A 15,048-nucleotide genomic window follows, 5' to 3' on the forward strand; every position below is an offset into this window, starting at 1 on the left:
TCGAAATATTCCAGACCCGGGGGCCCAAGCGCAGCCGGCGAAACAATTCTTAACGATCGTCAACCCGTGGTTGACATCTACATGGCGTCAACCTATCGTTGACGCCATGGCCGACCCGACGCGCATCGCCTATCCCGTCCGCCTCGACGAGCTGATCAACGCCATCAAATCGGTGCATACCGACGCGCTGGATCAACTGGCCGACGCCGTGCTCGCCGCCGAGCACTTGGGCGAGGTCGCCGACCATCTGATCGGACACTTCGTGGATCAGGCCCGTCGCTCCGGGGCGTCGTGGACCGACATCGGCAGGAGCATGGGCGTCACCAAACAGGCGGCCCAGAAGCGGTTCGTCCCGCGCGCCGAGGCCGCCACGCTGGACCCCGAGCAGGGCTTCAGCCGCTTCACCCCGCGGGCGCGGGGCGCGGTGGTGGCCGCCCAGAACGCCGCGCACGAAGCGGGCAACGACGAGATCACTCCCGACCACCTGCTGCTCGGCGTGCTCAGTGATCCGGCCGCCCTGGCCACGGTGCTGCTGCACCTGCAGAAGGTCGACACCGAGGCGCTGCGCGCCGCCGTGCAGCTGCCCCCGGCGGGCCCCACGACCCCCGACCTCATCCCCTTCACCGGACCGGCGCGCAAGGCCCTCGAGCTGACCTTCCGGGAAGCACTTCGCTTGGGCCACAACTACATTGGGACCGAGCATCTGCTGCTGGCGCTGCTCGAGCTGGAGGACGCCTCGCCCGACGAAGGCCCGCTGCGCCGCTGCGGCGTGGACAAGGGCCGCGTGGAGGCCGATCTGATCAAGGCGCTGGAATCGCTGGCGGCAGGCGCAAGCGTCCGCGCGCAGGGCTGACCGGGTCCGGTCAACCCCTCCCGGCCGCCTGACCGGGTGTGCAATCATTCGAAGGTCCCCTTCCCAGGGTGCCTAGGAGGCAAGACATGGCGAAGATGCACCGGTGGTCGATCGTCGTGTCCGCGTTCCTCGTCGCCGCGGCGAGCGTCACCGCCGTCGCCGTTCTTCCCGCTCCCCGCGCCTGGGCCGGTGACGCCCCGATCGGCCACATCGGTGACACGCTGCGGGTGGACACCGGCACCTACGTCGCGGACGTCACGGTCGCCGGGGTGTCACCGTGCGATCCGCCGCCCGGCTTCGGTTACACCCGCGAAGGCACCTACAAGGGCTTCCCGGGCAGCACCGTTGAACGCGCCGACGTGGTCGTCCATGCCGTCCGGGTCCCCAATCCGTTCATCATGGCGACGAACTTCAGCTTCGACGGGGTGACACCGTTCGCCGACGCCTACAAGCCGCGGGCCACCGATGCGCCCGACGCGCTGGACAACGTGCTGACCAACGCGCCCAACGGTGCGGTCGTGCGCGGCGAAGTGTATTGGGACGCCTACCGCGATCCCGTCTCCACCGTGGTGCTGCTGGACAAGAAGACGGGCTACCACCTCGCGCAGTGGAACCTCTGACAAGCACCGTACGCGTCGTCACGACGGACTCCGTCGACGTTCGGCGGCTTGCCGATATCGCCGCGCGCACCTTTGCGTTGGCCTGCCCCGACTCGATGGCACCCGAGAACATCGCGGCCTTCGTCGACGCCAACCTCTCGGCCGCGCGCTTCGCCGAGTACCTGGCCGACCCGCGTCGGGCGATCCTGACGGCGGGCTACGACGATCGAATCACCGGTTACGCCATGCTGATTCGCGACGCCGACGACGATGACGCCGCCGAGCTGTCCAAAATCTACGTCGCGGCCGAGCACCACGGCACCGGGGTCGCGGCCGCGCTGATGGACCTCGCGCTGACGACGGCCGCGGAATGGGGGGCGCGCCGGGTGTGGCTGGGCGTCAACCAGGCCAACCAACGCGCGCAACGCTTCTACGCCAAGAGCGGCTTCGCGGTCAGCGGCACCCGGACCTTCCGGGTGGGCGCCAGCCTCGCGAACGACTTCATCATGACCCGCGCGGTTCGTTGACCGTCAGCGCCAGCAGCCGAGACATGGCCCGCAGGTACTTCTTTCGGTAGCCCCCGGCGAGCATCTCCTCGCTGAAGATGGAATCCAACCTGTCGCCCGAGGCGGCCACCGGGATGCCGGCGTCATACAGCCGGTCGGTCAGCGCCACCAGCCGCAGCGCCACGTTCTGGTCGTCGATACCGTGCACTCCGGTCAGGAACACGGCGGTCACCCCCTCGATGAGGGTCAGGTACCGCGACGGGTGCATGGTGGCCAAGTGCGCGCACAACGCGTCGAAATCGTCGAGCGTCGCCCCGTCGACCCGCGTGGCGCGCGCGGCGACCTCGTCGTCCGACAGCGGCTGCGGCGCAGGCGGCAGCCCCCGGTGCCGGTAATCGGGCCCGTCGATCCGTACCGTCGTGAAAATGCTTGCCAGCGTGTTGATCTCACGCAGAAAGTCCTGGGCGGCGAACCGGCCCTCGCCGAGCTGCTCGGGCAGCGTGTTGGAGGTCGCGGCCACCGACACCCCCCGCTCGACCAGCGACGAGAGCAGCCGCGAGATCAGGGTGGTGTTGCCGGGGTCGTCCAGCTCGAACTCGTCGATGCACACCGCCGTGTAGCCGGCCAGCAGGTCCACGCATTCGGCGAAACCGAACACGCCGGCCAGCTGCGTCAGCTCCCCAAATGTCGCGAACGCCTTGGGAGTTGACGACTCCGGTCCGTCGCCGGGCAACTCGTAGTAGGCCGACGCCAGGAGATGGGTCTTGCCCACGCCGAACCCGCCGTCCAGATACAACCCGACACCGGGCAGCACCGCCCGTCGGCCCAACAACTTTCGCCGGCCCGCGCGGCGTTGCACCGCCTCACGGCAGAAGTCTCGGCACGCCGCCACGGCGGCCGCTTGCGTCGGCTCCGCCGGATCGGGCTCATAGGTCGCGAAGCTCACGTCGGCGAACGTTGGGGGCGGCGTCAATTGGGCGATCAATCGCTCGGGCGACACGGTCGGATGCCGGTCCACCAGGCGCGCCACCGACCGCGAGGGGGACCCGTGCATGCCAGAACTGTAGCGGCGTGCTGCAATCAACCTCATGGGCCTTCCCGAGACGCCGCTGTCGCTGCTCGGATCGGTACGCGAACTCACCGACGGTGAAATCCCCCGGTTTTACGACTATCCCGAAGGCGACGGGACGTGGGTGCGGGCCAATTTCATCGCCAGCGTGGACGGCGGCGCCACCTCCGGCGGCAGCAGCGGAACCATGGGAGGCCCCGGCGACCGGTTCGTGTTCAACCTGCTGCGCGAGCTCGCCGACGTCATCGTCGTCGGCGCGGGCACCGTGCGGGTCGAGGGCTACTCCGGCGCGCAGCTCAGCGCCGCTCAACGGCAGCGGCGGCAGGCCCGCGGGCAAAGCGAGGTCCCGCAGCTGGCGATCGTCACCAAATCGGGTCGCCTGGACCGCGACATGGCGGTGTTCACCCGGACCGAGGTGCCGCCGCTGGTGCTCACCTGCGCGGCGGCCGCGACCCCGGCGCGCCAGATGCTCACCGACCTGTGCGAGGTGATCGACTGCTCCGGCGACGACCCCGCCGAGGTCGACGAGGCCGCCATGCTGGCGATCCTCGGCGATCGCGGACTGCGCCGCATCCTGACCGAGGGCGGGCCGATGCTGCTCGATTCGCTGATCCAGCGCGACCTGCTCGACGAGCTGTGTCTGACCATCGCGCCCTACCTGGTCGGCGGCCTGGCCCGGCGCATCGCGACGGGCCCCAGCCAGCTGCTGACCCGGATGCGCTGTGCCCACGTTCTGACCGACGACGCCGGTTACCTGTACACCCGCTACGTCAAGGCCTAGCTACTGTGGTCGGCATGAGTCGGCAGATCACGCTCGCCACGGTGTTGGTTGCGGTGACCACCGTGGTCGCCGGCTGCGTCCCCGGCCTGGCCGCCGACCCGCGCTTCGCCACCAATTCCGGTGCCCGGCCGCAGGGGGCGACCACCGCCAAGCCGCCCCCCAGCGGCCCGCCGCCGATCGCCGCGCCCAAGAACGACCTGCCGTGGCACGACTGCACGGCGAAGGTGTTCGGCGACGCCGCGGTCCCGCCCGCCGCCGGTGTCCAGCTGGACTGCGCGAACTACGACGCCGACCTGGACCCGAACGGCGGCGGCACCGGCAACGTCAGCGTGGGCGTGGTCCGGGCCCGTTCGAACCAGACGCCGCGCGACGCGGGCCCGCTGGTGTTCACCACCGGCTCGGACCTGCCGTCCTCGGCGCAGCTGCCGGTCTGGCTGTCGCGGGGCGGCGCCGACGTGCTGCAGGCGCATCCGATCATCGCCGTCGACCGTCGCGGCATGGGCATGTCGAACCCGATCGACTGCCGCGACCCCTCCGACCGCCAGATCATGCGCGACCAGGCGCAGTTCCAGACCGGCGACGACCCCGTCGCCAACCTGTCCGACGTCGCGAACACCGCCACCACCAACTGCACCGACGCCATCGCGCCCGGCGCGTCCGCCTACGACAACGCCCACGCCGCCTCGGACATCGAGCGACTGCGGACGCTGTGGGACGTGCCGGCGGTCGCGCTGGTCGGGGTCGGTAACGGCGCCCAGGTGGCGCTGGCCTACGCCGCGGCACGCCCCGACAAGGTCGCCCGGCTGATCCTCGACTCGCCGGTCGCGTTGGGGGTCAGCGCCGAAGCCGGCGCCGAACAACAGGTCAAGGGCCAGCAGGCCGCGCTCGACGCGTTCGCCGCCCAATGCCTGGCGGTGAATTGCGCGCTGGGCCCCGACCCCAAGGGCGCCGTCAGCGGGTTGCTGGCCGACGCCCGCGCCGGCAAGGGACCCGGCGGCGTGTCGGTGGCGCAGCTGGCCGACGCCATCACCGTCGCGCTGGGCTTCCCGTCCGGCGGGCGAATCAACGCCACCACCACCCTGGCCAATGCGCTGGCGGCCGCGCGCTCCGGGGACACCAACCAGCTGACCAACCTCATCAACCACGCCGATGCCACCCAGGACACCGACGGCCAGTTCGTCAACACCTGCAGCGACGCCGTCAACCGCCCCACCCCGGACCGGGTGCGCGAACTGGTGGTGGCGTGGGGCAAGCTGTACCCCCAGTTCGGCACCGTCGCGGCGCTCAACCTGGTCAAGTGCGTGCACTGGCCTACCGTCTCGCCGCCGGCGCCGCCGAAATCGCTGAAGGTCGACGTCCTGTTGTTGGGCGTGCAGAACGACCCGATCGTCGGCACCGAAGGGGTCGCCGCGACCGCTGCCACCGTCATCAACGCCAACGCGGCCAGCAAGCGGGTGATGTGGCAGGGCATCGGCCACGGCGCCAGCATCTACTCGAATTGCGCGGTCGCCCCGCTCGTCGGCTACGTCAACAGCGGCAAACTGCCCGGCACCGACACCTACTGTCCCGCCTGACTTTCCGCGCCGCTCCCGGTGTACGGTGCGCTGGTGACCGCAGCTGAATCGACCCGAACCGGCTTGCGCGACTGGATCCTGGGCACCTTTCGCCCCCGCAGCGGCCCGCCGAGCACCGCGACGATCGTGCGGACGGCGCTGTGGCCGATCGCCATCTTCTCGGTCCTGCACCGCAGCATCATCCTCCCGCTCAACGGCAACATCACCGACGACTTCAAGCCGGTGTACCGGGCGGTGCTCAACTTCCGGCACGGCTGGGACATCTACAACGAACACTTCGACTACGTCGACCCGCACTACCTGTATCCGCCCGGCGGCACGCTGCTGATGGCGCCGTTCGGGTACCTGTCCTTCACGCCATCGCGGTACCTGTTCATCCTGATCAACACCGTCGCCATCCTGATCGCCTGGTACCTGCTGCTGCGGTTGTTCAAGTTCACGCTGTCCTCGGTGGCGGCGCCCGCCCTGTTGCTGGCCATGTTCTGCACCGAGAGCGTGACCAGCACGCTGGTCTTCACCAACATCAACGGCTGCGTCCTGTTGGCGGAGGTGCTGTATCTGCGGTGGTTGCTGGACGGCCGGGCCAGCCGCCAGTGGTGGGCCGGGCTGGCGATCGGCCTGACGCTGACCCTCAAACCCGTCCTGGGGCCGCTGCTGCTGCTGCCCCTGCTCAACCGCCAGTGGCGCGCCCTGGTTCCGGCCGTCGTGGTGCCCGTCGCCGTCAACCTGGCCGCGTGGCCGCTGGTCAGCGACCCGATGGACTTCGTCACCAAGACGGTGCCCTACATCCTGGGCACCCGGGACTACTTCAACAGCTCGATCGAGGGCAACGGCGTCTACTTCGGCCTGCCCACGTGGCTGATCGTGTTCCTGCGGGTGCTGTTCACGCTGCTGGCGATCGGCGCCATGTGGCTGCTGTACCGCTACTACCGCACCCGCGACCCGCTGTTCTGGTTCACCGGTTCCTCGGGGGTGCTGCTGTTGTGGTCGTGGCTGGTGCTGTCGCTGGCCCAGGGCTATTACTCGATGATGCTGCTCCCGTTCCTGATGACCGTCGTGCTGCCCAACTCGCTGATCCGCAATTGGCCGGCGTGGCTGGGCATCTACGGCTTCATGACGCTGGACGACTGGTTGATTTACCGGTGGATGAGATACGGCCGCGCGTTGCACTACCTGAAGATCACCTACGGCTGGTCGCTGCTGTTGATCGTGGCGTTCACCGTGCTGCTGTTCCGCTACCTGGACGCCAAGGCCGAGAACCGGCTGGACGACGGCATCGATCCGGCGTGGGCGTGATCGCGAGCGCGGCGGAGCCGGGTGCAGCGGGTCACCGCGATTTTCGCTAGCGTGGATGCATGACAAGCCCGAAGCTGCAGCTGTCCGAAGCCGAGTGGCGGCAGAAGCTCACGCCCGAGGAGTTTCATGTGCTGCGTCAGGCCGGCACCGAGCGGCCGTTCACCGGTGAGTACACCGACACCAAAACCGAAGGCGTCTACCAGTGCCGGGCCTGCGGTGCCGAATTGTTCCGCAGCACAGAGAAATTCGAATCGCATTGTGGCTGGCCGTCGTTCTTCGACCCGGCGAACTCCGACGCGGTGATCCTGCGGCCCGACCATTCGCTGGGCACGACGCGCACCGAGGTGCTGTGCGCGAACTGCCACAGCCACCTGGGCCACGTCTTCGCCGGCGAGGGTTACCCCACCCCGACGGATCAGCGCTACTGCATCAACTCCATCTCGCTGCGGCTGGTGCCGTCGGGGTCGTAATCCCCGTTCGATCTCGCGACACTTAAACCACGCACACGACACGCCGCAAATCGCCGCCACAGTTTAAGTCTCGCGGAGCCTGCGAGACCGTCATGACGTCTTCCAGGTGTGGACGACGTGTTTATCGGCAGTGAGGCGTTAGGGCGGGGTGCCCTAAGCCGGCACCAGCTGCGAGTGCAATTTCGCGCCATATATCCCGATGTTTATGTGCCGGCCCACGCCACGCCGTCGCTCACCACCCGTTCGGCCGGAGCATGGTTGTGGTCGGACCGCCGCGGCGTGCTTGCCGGACTTGCCGCCGCGGCCCTACACGGTTCGCAATGGATCGACGGCGACGAGCCGATCGAGCTGATTTGGCGGAACCCGCATCCGCCGGCTGGCGTGATCACCCGCAATCCGCGAGTCGGACCCGACGAGGTCACATGTATCAACGGTCTGCCGGTGACTTCTCTCGCGAGGACGGCGTTCGACTTGGCCAGGCGGCCGCCATGCGGCAAGGCGGTCGCACGACTCGACGCGCTGATGCGAGCGACGCCGTTCTCGAGCGAGGAGGTAATGCTCCTCGCCAAGCGGCACGCAGGAGCCCGCGGCCTGCGGGCGCTACGCACAGCCCTTCCCCTGGTCGACCCAGGCGCAGCATCCCCAAAGGAAACGTGGCTGCGCTTGCTGCTGATCGACGCCGGCCTGCCGACCCCCACGACGCAGATCCCTGTGCAGGAGAACTGGCGACTGGTTGCCGTCCTCGATATGGGCTGGGAGAGATACAGGGTGGCCGTCGAGTATGACGGCGACCACCATCGCGCCAGCCGTCGGCAGTACGCGCGCGACCAGAGCCGGCTGCGCAAGCTTGAGGAACTGGGCTGGGTCGTCATCCGCGTGATCGCCGAGGACAAGCCCGAAGACGTTCTCCGCCGCGTGCGTCAGGCACTTGCCCGTCGGGGATGCCGCGACACTTAAACCACGCACACGACACGCCGAAAGTCGCCGCCGTGGTTTAACTTTCGCGGAAGAACGGGAGCCCAAGGCGAGAGGCGAGTCCTCAGTCCACGCGGGTGGCGTGCACCTCCCAGAACGGGGCATGCACCCGTCCGCCCTGAAGCCACGGCTCCATCGCGCGGAATCGCTTCAGTAAGTCCTGCGCCTGATCGGCCATGTCGGGATTGCGCTCGGCCATCATCTCGATCTGCTCGACGCTCATGTTCACCAGGTAGGTCGTCGGCCCGAGATAAGTGATCTCCCAGCCGCCGTGCGGCAGCACATCACGAAAATCGTTCTCGGACAACGACCGCATCATCTTGAACCCGTTGACGTCGTGTTCCCCGAACTCGAACATGTACAGCCGCGCGCCGGGCTTGGTGGCCCGGCGCAGCGCCCGCACGTAGGACCTCTGCAACTCGGGATCGGTGCTGAAGGTGTGGTAGAAGGCGCAGTCGACGACGGTGCCGAAGCGGCCTTCCAGGCCGTCCAACTTGGTGGCGTCGGCCAGCTCGAAGTTGACCGAAACACCTGCCTTGCGGGCGTTTTCGCGCGCCCGGTCCAGCGCGGTCGCCGACCCGTCGATGCCGGTGGCCGGATACCCCTTGGACGCGTAGTAGATCGCGTGGTGGCCCGGCCCGGTGCCCGGGTCGAGCACCTCACCCTTGATCGCGCCGAGGGCGACCAGCCGCTGGACCACCGGCTGCGGGCCGCCGATGTCCCACGGCGTGGCGGCGGGCAATCCGTGCGACAGCCGCTCGTCGCGGTACATCTCCTCGAAGCGGGCCGGATCGGTGGGATCGAACTGCGGCTGAGTCATGGCAGCGAGTTCACCAACTGCTCGACCGGCACGCGCGGGCCGGTGAAGAACGGCGTCTCCTCGCGGGTGTGCCGGCGCGCGTCGGTGGCCCGCAGCTCCCGCATCAGGTCGACGATGCGGTGCAATTCGGGGGCCTCGAAGGCCAGGATCCACTCGTAGTCGCCGAGCGCGAACGCCGGCACGGTGTTGGCCCGGACGTCCTTGTACTCGCGGGCGGCCATGCCGTGTTCGGCGAGCATGCGGCGGCGCTCCTCGTCGGGCAACAGATACCACTCGTAGGACCGCACGAACGGATAGACGCAGATGTAGTTGCCGGGCTCCTCGCCGGCCAGGAAAGCCGGGATGTGACTCTTGTTGAACTCGGCCGGCCGGTGCAGTGCCACGCTGCTCCACACCGGCGAGCTGACCCGCCCCAGCGCGGTGGTGCGCCGGAAGTCGGCGTAGGTGGCCTGCAGCGCCTCGACCCGTTCGGCGTGAGTCCAGATCATGAAGTCGGCGTCGGCCCGCAGGCCCGCCACGTCATAGAGGCCGCGCACCACGACGCCGCGCTCCTCCTGCTGCTTGAAGAACGTCGATGCTTCATCGATGACGTCGTCGCGCTGGTCACCGAGCTCACCCGGCTCCACGGAGAACACCGAGAACATCAGGTAGCGGATCGTCGAATTGAGCGAGTCGTAGTCGAGCTTGGCCATGGAACCTATCGTGCCACTTTCAGTTCGAGTGCCTCGACCGCGCGGCCGGCCGCCCCGACGCATGCCGGCACGCCGATGCCGTCGAGATAGCTGCCGGCCACGGCGAGCGTCGGCGGCAGGCCCGCACGAATCTCGGCGACCAGCTCCGCGTGGCCCGGACCGTACTGCGGCATGGCCTCGATCCAGCGCTGCACGCGCGCATCCACCGGCTTGACGTCCAGATCGAAGACGGTGGCCAGGTCGTCCACGGCCCACCCGAGCAGCTCGTCATCCGACGTCGTTTCGGCCAGGCCGTCGCCGCACCGGCCGAACGACAACCGCAGCAGCTGCGTGTCCCCGCGGGCGCCCCACTTGCGCGAGGACAGGGTAATCGCCTTGTCGCGCAAGCTTTCCCCGGTCGCCACCAGCACCCCGGAACACTGCGGGAACGCGGTGTCGCCCGGCACCGCCAAAGCCACCACCACCGACGACGCGCTGGCGATCCGCCCGGCGGCGGCGGCGCTACCGGGGGCGACGTCGGCGAGCAGGGGCACCAGCCGCGGGGCGGGAATGGCCAGGATCACCGCGTCCGCATGCCAGCGAGTGCCGGTGTCGTCCAGCAGCGACCATCCCGCCCCGGCGGGCTCGAGCCGTTGCACGGCGGCCCTGACCCGGCGCGGCCGGGCGCGCTCGACGAGCGCGTCGAGCAGCACCTGGTAGCCCCCGTCCAACGCCCCGAACAGCGGCCCGCCGGTCGCCGGGGGCAGCGCCCGCCGGACCGCCTCGATGAGGCTGGCGGCGCCGCGGTCCAAGGCCGCCGCGACGCCCGGGGCCGCGGCGCGCAGGCCGATGGTGGCCGCCGAACCCGCGTAGACCCCGCTCAGCAGCGGGTCCACCGACCGGGCCACGACCTGCTCGCCGAACCGCTCGGCAACCAGGTCGGCGGTCGCGGGATCGCTGCCGGGCCGCCAGTCCAGTGGGCGGCCGGGCTCGGCTTCGATGCGCGCGACCGTCGCCGCGTCGACCAGCCCGGCCATCGAGGCGGCCGTCGACGGAATGCCGACCACCGTCGCGGTGGGCAGCGGATGCAGCGTCCGCCCGCTGTAGATCAGCGGCCGGGCGCCGGTGGACTCCAGCCGGCGCCCCGACAGACCCAGCTCGGCCAGCAGCGCCGGCATCTCCGGCCGGCGCAGGATGAACGCCTCGGCACCCAGGTCCATGGTCTGCCCGCCGACCCGCTCGGTACGCAAGATCCCGCCCAGCCGGTCGCCGGGTTCGAACAGGGTGATGGCCGCGTCGTCGCCTACCGCCGCGCGCAGCCGGTACGCCGCCGTCAACCCCGAAATCCCGCCCCCAACAACGCAATACGAGGGGGATGTCATAACGAGTGGACCAGTGACACCAGGTCGGTCAACACGCCGGGGTCCGTTTCGGGCAGCACACCGTGGCCAAGGTTGAAGACGTGACCGGTCGCGCCCGCGTCGACGGCGCGGCGCCCGTCCTCGACCACGGCCCGGGCGGCACGGTCCACGGCCGGCCACCCCGCCATCAGCACCACCGGATCGAGGTTGCCCTGCAGCGCCGTGCCCGGCGCGACCCGGGCGGCCGCGTCGGTGAGCGACGTCCGCCAGTCCACCCCCACCACCGTTGCTGTGGCTGGTTTCAGGACCGTCGACATGGCACCCAGCAGCTCGGCGGTGCCGACCCCGAAGTGCGTCATCGGCACGCCGTGCTCGGCCAGCGCGCCGAAGACCCGGGCGCTGTGCGGTTGCACGTAGGTGCGGTAGTCGGCGAGCGACAGGGCGCCCGCCCACGAGTCGAACACCTGAACGGCGTCCACCCCGGCCTCCAGCTGCGCCCGCAGAAAGCCCACGGTGATGTCGGTGAGCTTTGCCATCAGCGCGTGCCAGGTGTCGGAATCGGCCAGCATCATCGCCTTGGTGCGGGCGTGGTGGCGGCTGGGGCCGCCCTCGATCAGATACGACGCCAGCGTGAACGGCGCGCCGGCGAACCCGATCAGCGGGACGTCGCCGAGCGCGGCCACCAGCAGCGTGACCGCATCCGACACCGGCTGGATCCGTTGCCGGTCAAGGGGTTTCATCGCGTCGACGTCGGCGGCGGTGCGCACCGGCGACGCGATGACCGGCCCTACCCCCGCGACGATGTCCAGGTCGACGCCCGCGCCGAGCAACGGCACCACGATGTCGGAGAACAGGATCGCCGCGTCGACGTCGTGCCGGCGCACCGGCTGCAGGGTGATCTCGCAGACCAGCTCGGCGTCGAAGCAGGCCGCCAGCATGTCGGTCTGCGCCCGCAGCGCCCGGTATTCCGGCAGCGAGCGACCCGCCTGCCGCATGAACCACACCGGGATCCGGTTGGGTTTCGCACCGGTGACGGCGGCCAGATACGGCGACTCGGGGAGGTCGCGGCGAGTACTCATTGTCCCCAATGCTGCCACGACGGCGGCCTCCGTCCCGCGCTGCGTACTATCACGACCGTGCCAGTCAGCCAGCCGCCCGTGAATTACGACGAGTTCCCCAGCCTGCGGTGCGACCTGGGCGATGACGGCATCCTGACCGTGGTTCTCGACGCTCCCGGCCTCAACTCGGTCGGGCCGCAGATGCACCGCGACCTTGCCGACATCTGGCCGGTGATCGCCCGCGACCCCGACGTGCGCGTCGTGCTGGTCCGCGGCGAGGGCAAGGCCTTTTCCTCCGGCGGCAGCTTCGACCTGATCGACGAGACGATCAGCGACTACGAAGGCCGGATGCGCATCATGCGGGAGGCCCGCGATCTGGTGCTCAACATGGTCAATTTCGACAAACCCGTCGTCTCGGCGATCCGCGGGCCGGCCGTCGGCGCGGGCCTGGTGGTGGCCCTGCTCGCCGACGTCTCGGTGGCCGGTCGCACGGCGAAGCTCATCGACGGGCACACCAAGCTGGGCGTGGCCGCCGGGGACCACGCCGCGATCTGCTGGCCCCTGTTGGTCGGCATGGCCAAGGCCAAGTACTACCTGCTCACCTGCGAGACGCTGCTGGGCGAGGAGGCCGAGCGGATCGGCCTGGTGTCCCTCTGCGTCGACGACGACGACGTGTTGGCCACGGCGACGCGGATCGCGGAGGACCTGGCGCGCGGCGCCCAGAACGCGATCCGCTGGACCAAGCGCAGCCTCAACCACTGGTACCGCATGTTCGCGCCCACCTTCGAGACCTCGCTCGGGCTGGAGTTCCTCAGCTTCAGCGGCCCCGACGTGCAGGAAGGCCTCGCCGCGCATCGCGAGAAGCGGCCCGCCCGATTTACCGGCGGAACAGGGTCCTGAGCTGGGTCGATAGGTTGCCATGGGGTCTCATAACGGGTTGGTAGCGGTCGGCGCGCCTGATTCCGCGTGTCCCCCGATGGGTCTACCGTCGGACCCTGTGACCCGTGCCGCGCCGACGCAGAACCGTCACGATGCGGTGGAGGCACCACCCGCTTGCGGGGGAGAGTGGCGCTCATGACCTACGCCGCGCCGCCGCGAAGTGGCCGGGATGAACAGGAGCGGCGCCAAGTGACCTCAGCTGAACCGGAGCCATTCCGCGAGGCGGTCGCGGCCATGAACGGCGTCACCGTGCGCCCCGAGATCGAACTGGGCCCCATCCGCCCCCCGCAACGCCTCGCGCCCTACAGCTACGCGCTGGGGGCCGAGGTCAAACATCCCGACCGCGAAATCATCCCCGAGCGATCCGACGGCGACGCCTTCGGCCGCCTGATCCTGCTGTACGACCCGGAAGGCGCCGACGCGTGGGACGGCACCATCCGCCTGGTGGCCTACATCCAGGCCGACCTGGACCCCAGCGAGGCCGTCGACCCCCTGCTGCCCGAGGTGGCGTGGAGCTGGCTCGTCGACGCGCTGGAATCCCGGATGGAGCAGGTCACCGCCCTGGGCGGCACGGTCACGGCCACCACCTCGGTGCGCTACGGCGACATCTCCGGACCGCCGCGCGCCCACCAGTTGGAGCTGCGGGCGTCGTGGACGGCGACCACGCCCCAGGTTGGCGTCCACGTCGAGGCGTTCTGCGAGGTGCTCGAACACGCGGCGGGACTTCCGCCGACGGGCGTCACCGACCTGAGCTCGAGGTCACGCGCCTGACATGTGCGAACCGGCCGCCGACGGGCCCGTCAGCACCGACCCCGACAGCAGCGAACCCCAGCCCACCCCGCTGCTGCGCCCGGCCGAAGGGATCCCGGACCTCTCCGTGACCGTCCGCCAGATCGAAGCGGCAGCCGAGCTCCTGGATCGTGGGCGTGGGCCGTTTGCGGTGGACGCCGAGCGGGCGTCGGGTTTCCGGTACTCCAACCGGGCCTACCTGATCCAGATCCGGCGGGCCGGCGCCGGCACCGTGCTCATCGACCCGGTCAGCCACGGCGCCGACCCGCTCGAGGCGCTGCGGCCCGTCGCCGAGGTGCTGAGCGAAGACGAATGGATCCTGCATTCGGCCGACCAGGACCTGCCCTGCCTGGCGGAGGTCGGCTTGCAGCCACCGGCGCTCTACGACACCGAGCTCGCCGGCCGGCTGGCCGGGTTCGAGCGGGTGAACCTGGCGACCATGGTGGAGCGGCTGCTGGGGTCCGGGCTGGCCAAGGGCCACGGCGCGGCGGACTGGTCCAAACGGCCGCTGCCCGAGGAATGGCTCAACTACGCGGCGCTGGATGTGGAACTGCTCATCGAGCTGCGCGCCGCGATCGCCGACGTTCTGGCCCAGCAGGGCAAAACGGGTTGGGCCGCAGAGGAATTCGACTATCTGCGTGCCACGGGCACCAGGGAGCCAGGCGCGGCGAGTCGGCCGGACCGGTGGCGGCGCACGTCGGGGATCCATCGGGTGCGCGACCGGCGCGGCCTGGCCGCGGTCCGCGAGCTGTGGTTGACGCGCGACCGCATCGCCGAGCGCCGCGACATTGCGCCGCGACGCATCCTGCCGGACTCGGCCATCATCGAGGCCGCCATCGCCGACCCGAAGACGGTCGAGGAGCTCACCGCGCTGCCGGTCTTCGGCGGGCGCAATCAACGTCGCAGCGCCGCCACGTGGTTGGGGGCACTGGAAGCGGCCAGGCAAACCAAGAATCCGCCCGTGGACGCCGAACCGCCGAACGGTCCGCCGCCGCCGGCGCGGTGGAGCCGGCGCAAACCGGAGGCCGCCGCGCGGCTGGAGGCGGCGCGTGCGGCGCTGTCCCAGGTGTCGGAGCGGGTCAACGTACCCACCGAGAACCTGGTCTCCCCCGACCTGGTGCGACGGCTGTGCTGGGACTGGGAACCCGCGCCCGACCCCCTGGAGGCGGTCGAAGGGTTCCTGCGCGCCGGGCAGGCGCGGCAGTGGCAGCGGGAATTGGTGGATCCTCCGCTGGCCACAGCGTTGCAGCCGCCCGCCGCGCCCGAGAACTCCTAGGGCGCGGGGAA

The 15,048-nt window shown here is 69.9% G+C and carries 16 protein-coding genes; 11 read left to right on the forward strand and 5 right to left on the reverse strand.

Translation table 11 applies throughout. The features are described from left to right. Positions 1–106 precede the first annotated feature (106 nt). From C1737_RS09645 to C1737_RS09655, 3 genes are all read left to right on the forward strand, one after another. Entirely contained in the window at positions 107–853 is a 747-nt protein-coding gene (locus C1737_RS09645; RefSeq protein WP_067927303.1) for a Clp protease N-terminal domain-containing protein, read from the forward strand. 95 nt (positions 854–948) lie between these two features. Further along, the gene (locus tag C1737_RS09650; protein ID WP_067927392.1) at positions 949–1,473 is read left to right on the forward strand and encodes a hypothetical protein; all 525 of its coding nucleotides are present in this window, start codon (positions 949–951) and stop codon (positions 1,471–1,473) included. Further along, on the forward strand, positions 1,461–1,979 hold the full coding sequence (locus tag C1737_RS09655; RefSeq protein ID WP_102417958.1) for a GNAT family N-acetyltransferase: 519 nt from the start codon (positions 1,461–1,463) through the stop codon (positions 1,977–1,979). The genes C1737_RS09650 and C1737_RS09655 overlap by 13 nt, the downstream gene beginning before the upstream one ends. Here C1737_RS09655 and zapE read toward each other — a convergent pair. Further along, positions 1,957–3,048 carry a cell division protein ZapE gene (zapE, locus tag C1737_RS09660; RefSeq protein ID WP_102417959.1) on the reverse strand — a complete coding sequence of 364 codons (1,092 nt, stop codon included), beginning with the start codon at positions 3,046–3,048 and terminating at the stop codon, positions 1,957–1,959. The two genes, C1737_RS09655 and zapE, sit on opposite strands and share 23 nt — an antisense overlap. On the opposite strand from zapE, the gene C1737_RS09665 reads away from it, so the two are divergent. The 5 genes from C1737_RS09665 to C1737_RS09685 all read left to right on the forward strand — a co-directional run bounded on the left by C1737_RS09665 (position 3,047) and on the right by C1737_RS09685 (position 8,105). Beyond that, positions 3,047–3,808, forward strand: coding sequence for a pyrimidine reductase family protein (locus C1737_RS09665; RefSeq protein ID WP_068095859.1), 762 nt, complete (start codon positions 3,047–3,049; stop codon positions 3,806–3,808). The two genes, zapE and C1737_RS09665, sit on opposite strands and share 2 nt — an antisense overlap. A gap of 14 nt (positions 3,809–3,822) precedes the next feature. Beyond that, positions 3,823–5,382 carry an alpha/beta hydrolase gene (locus C1737_RS09670; protein WP_067927315.1) on the forward strand — a complete coding sequence of 520 codons (1,560 nt, stop codon included), beginning with the start codon at positions 3,823–3,825 and terminating at the stop codon, positions 5,380–5,382. 18 nt (positions 5,383–5,400) lie between these two features. Beyond that, positions 5,401–6,678: an arabinofuranan 3-O-arabinosyltransferase gene (aftC, locus tag C1737_RS09675; RefSeq protein WP_102417960.1), complete on the forward strand. Its 1,278-nt coding sequence runs from the start codon at positions 5,401–5,403 to the stop codon at positions 6,676–6,678. A gap of 59 nt (positions 6,679–6,737) precedes the next feature. Then, on the forward strand, positions 6,738–7,148 hold the full coding sequence (gene msrB, locus C1737_RS09680; RefSeq protein ID WP_102417961.1) for a peptide-methionine (R)-S-oxide reductase MsrB: 411 nt from the start codon (positions 6,738–6,740) through the stop codon (positions 7,146–7,148). Positions 7,149–7,256: 108 nt separating this feature from the next. Beyond that, positions 7,257–8,105 carry an endonuclease domain-containing protein gene (locus C1737_RS09685; protein WP_102417962.1) on the forward strand — a complete coding sequence of 283 codons (849 nt, stop codon included), beginning with the start codon at positions 7,257–7,259 and terminating at the stop codon, positions 8,103–8,105. A gap of 82 nt (positions 8,106–8,187) precedes the next feature. On the opposite strand, the gene C1737_RS09690 is transcribed toward C1737_RS09685, so the two are convergent. From C1737_RS09690 to hemE, 4 genes are read right to left on the reverse strand one after another with little or no spacing between them, the layout of a single operon-like run. Beyond that, positions 8,188–8,943, reverse strand: a complete 756-nt coding sequence (locus tag C1737_RS09690) for a class I SAM-dependent methyltransferase (protein ID WP_068095849.1) — start codon at positions 8,941–8,943, stop codon at positions 8,188–8,190. Next, complete coding sequence (gene hemQ, locus C1737_RS09695) at positions 8,940–9,635, reverse strand: hydrogen peroxide-dependent heme synthase (RefSeq protein WP_068095847.1); 696 nt, start codon at positions 9,633–9,635, stop codon at positions 8,940–8,942. The genes C1737_RS09690 and hemQ overlap by 4 nt, the downstream gene beginning before the upstream one ends. Positions 9,636–9,640: 5 nt before the next feature. Next, on the reverse strand, positions 9,641–10,996 hold the full coding sequence (locus C1737_RS09700; RefSeq protein ID WP_102417963.1) for a protoporphyrinogen oxidase: 1,356 nt from the start codon (positions 10,994–10,996) through the stop codon (positions 9,641–9,643). Then, a complete protein-coding gene (gene hemE / locus C1737_RS09705; RefSeq protein ID WP_102417964.1) occupies positions 10,993–12,054 on the reverse strand; it encodes a uroporphyrinogen decarboxylase in 1,062 nt (353 codons plus the stop codon). Before hemE ends, C1737_RS09700 begins: the two co-directional genes overlap by 4 nt. 57 nt (positions 12,055–12,111) lie before the next feature. Here hemE and C1737_RS09710 point away from each other — a divergent pair, with 57 nt between their 5' ends. The 3 genes from C1737_RS09710 to C1737_RS09720 all read left to right on the forward strand — a co-directional run bounded on the left by C1737_RS09710 (position 12,112) and on the right by C1737_RS09720 (position 15,037). Further along, a complete protein-coding gene (locus tag C1737_RS09710) occupies positions 12,112–12,933 on the forward strand; it encodes an enoyl-CoA hydratase/isomerase family protein (RefSeq protein ID WP_067927337.1) in 822 nt (273 codons plus the stop codon). A 174-nt stretch (positions 12,934–13,107) separates the two neighbouring features. Next, the gene (locus tag C1737_RS09715; RefSeq protein ID WP_067927339.1) at positions 13,108–13,743 is read left to right on the forward strand and encodes a DUF3000 domain-containing protein; all 636 of its coding nucleotides are present in this window, start codon (positions 13,108–13,110) and stop codon (positions 13,741–13,743) included. 1 nt (position 13,744) lies between these two features. Then, the gene (locus C1737_RS09720; protein WP_067927342.1) at positions 13,745–15,037 is read left to right on the forward strand and encodes a ribonuclease D; all 1,293 of its coding nucleotides are present in this window, start codon (positions 13,745–13,747) and stop codon (positions 15,035–15,037) included. Positions 15,038–15,048: the final 11 nt, after the last annotated feature.

Source organism: Mycobacterium sp. 4858 (genome assembly GCF_900240975.1).
GTDB lineage: Bacteria > Actinomycetota > Actinomycetes > Mycobacteriales > Mycobacteriaceae > Mycobacterium.

Coding starts and splice junctions, on each gene's coding strand:
- C1737_RS09645 (WP_067927303.1), top strand. CDS start 107: ATGGCCGACCCGACGCGCATCGCCTATCCCGTCCGCCTCGACGAGCTG.
- C1737_RS09650 (WP_067927392.1), top strand. CDS start 949: ATGCACCGGTGGTCGATCGTCGTGTCCGCGTTCCTCGTCGCCGCGGCG.
- C1737_RS09665 (WP_068095859.1), top strand. CDS start 3,047: ATGGGCCTTCCCGAGACGCCGCTGTCGCTGCTCGGATCGGTACGCGAA.
- zapE (WP_102417959.1), bottom strand. CDS start 3,048: ATGAGGTTGATTGCAGCACGCCGCTACAGTTCTGGCATGCACGGGTCC.
- C1737_RS09670 (WP_067927315.1), top strand. CDS start 3,823: ATGAGTCGGCAGATCACGCTCGCCACGGTGTTGGTTGCGGTGACCACC.
- msrB (WP_102417961.1), top strand. CDS start 6,738: ATGACAAGCCCGAAGCTGCAGCTGTCCGAAGCCGAGTGGCGGCAGAAG.
- C1737_RS09690 (WP_068095849.1), bottom strand. CDS start 8,943: ATGACTCAGCCGCAGTTCGATCCCACCGATCCGGCCCGCTTCGAGGAG.
- hemQ (WP_068095847.1), bottom strand. CDS start 9,635: ATGGCCAAGCTCGACTACGACTCGCTCAATTCGACGATCCGCTACCTG.
- C1737_RS09700 (WP_102417963.1), bottom strand. CDS start 10,996: ATGACATCCCCCTCGTATTGCGTTGTTGGGGGCGGGATTTCGGGGTTG.
- hemE (WP_102417964.1), bottom strand. CDS start 12,054: ATGAGTACTCGCCGCGACCTCCCCGAGTCGCCGTATCTGGCCGCCGTC.
- C1737_RS09715 (WP_067927339.1), top strand. CDS start 13,108: ATGACCTACGCCGCGCCGCCGCGAAGTGGCCGGGATGAACAGGAGCGG.
- C1737_RS09720 (WP_067927342.1), top strand. CDS start 13,745: ATGTGCGAACCGGCCGCCGACGGGCCCGTCAGCACCGACCCCGACAGC.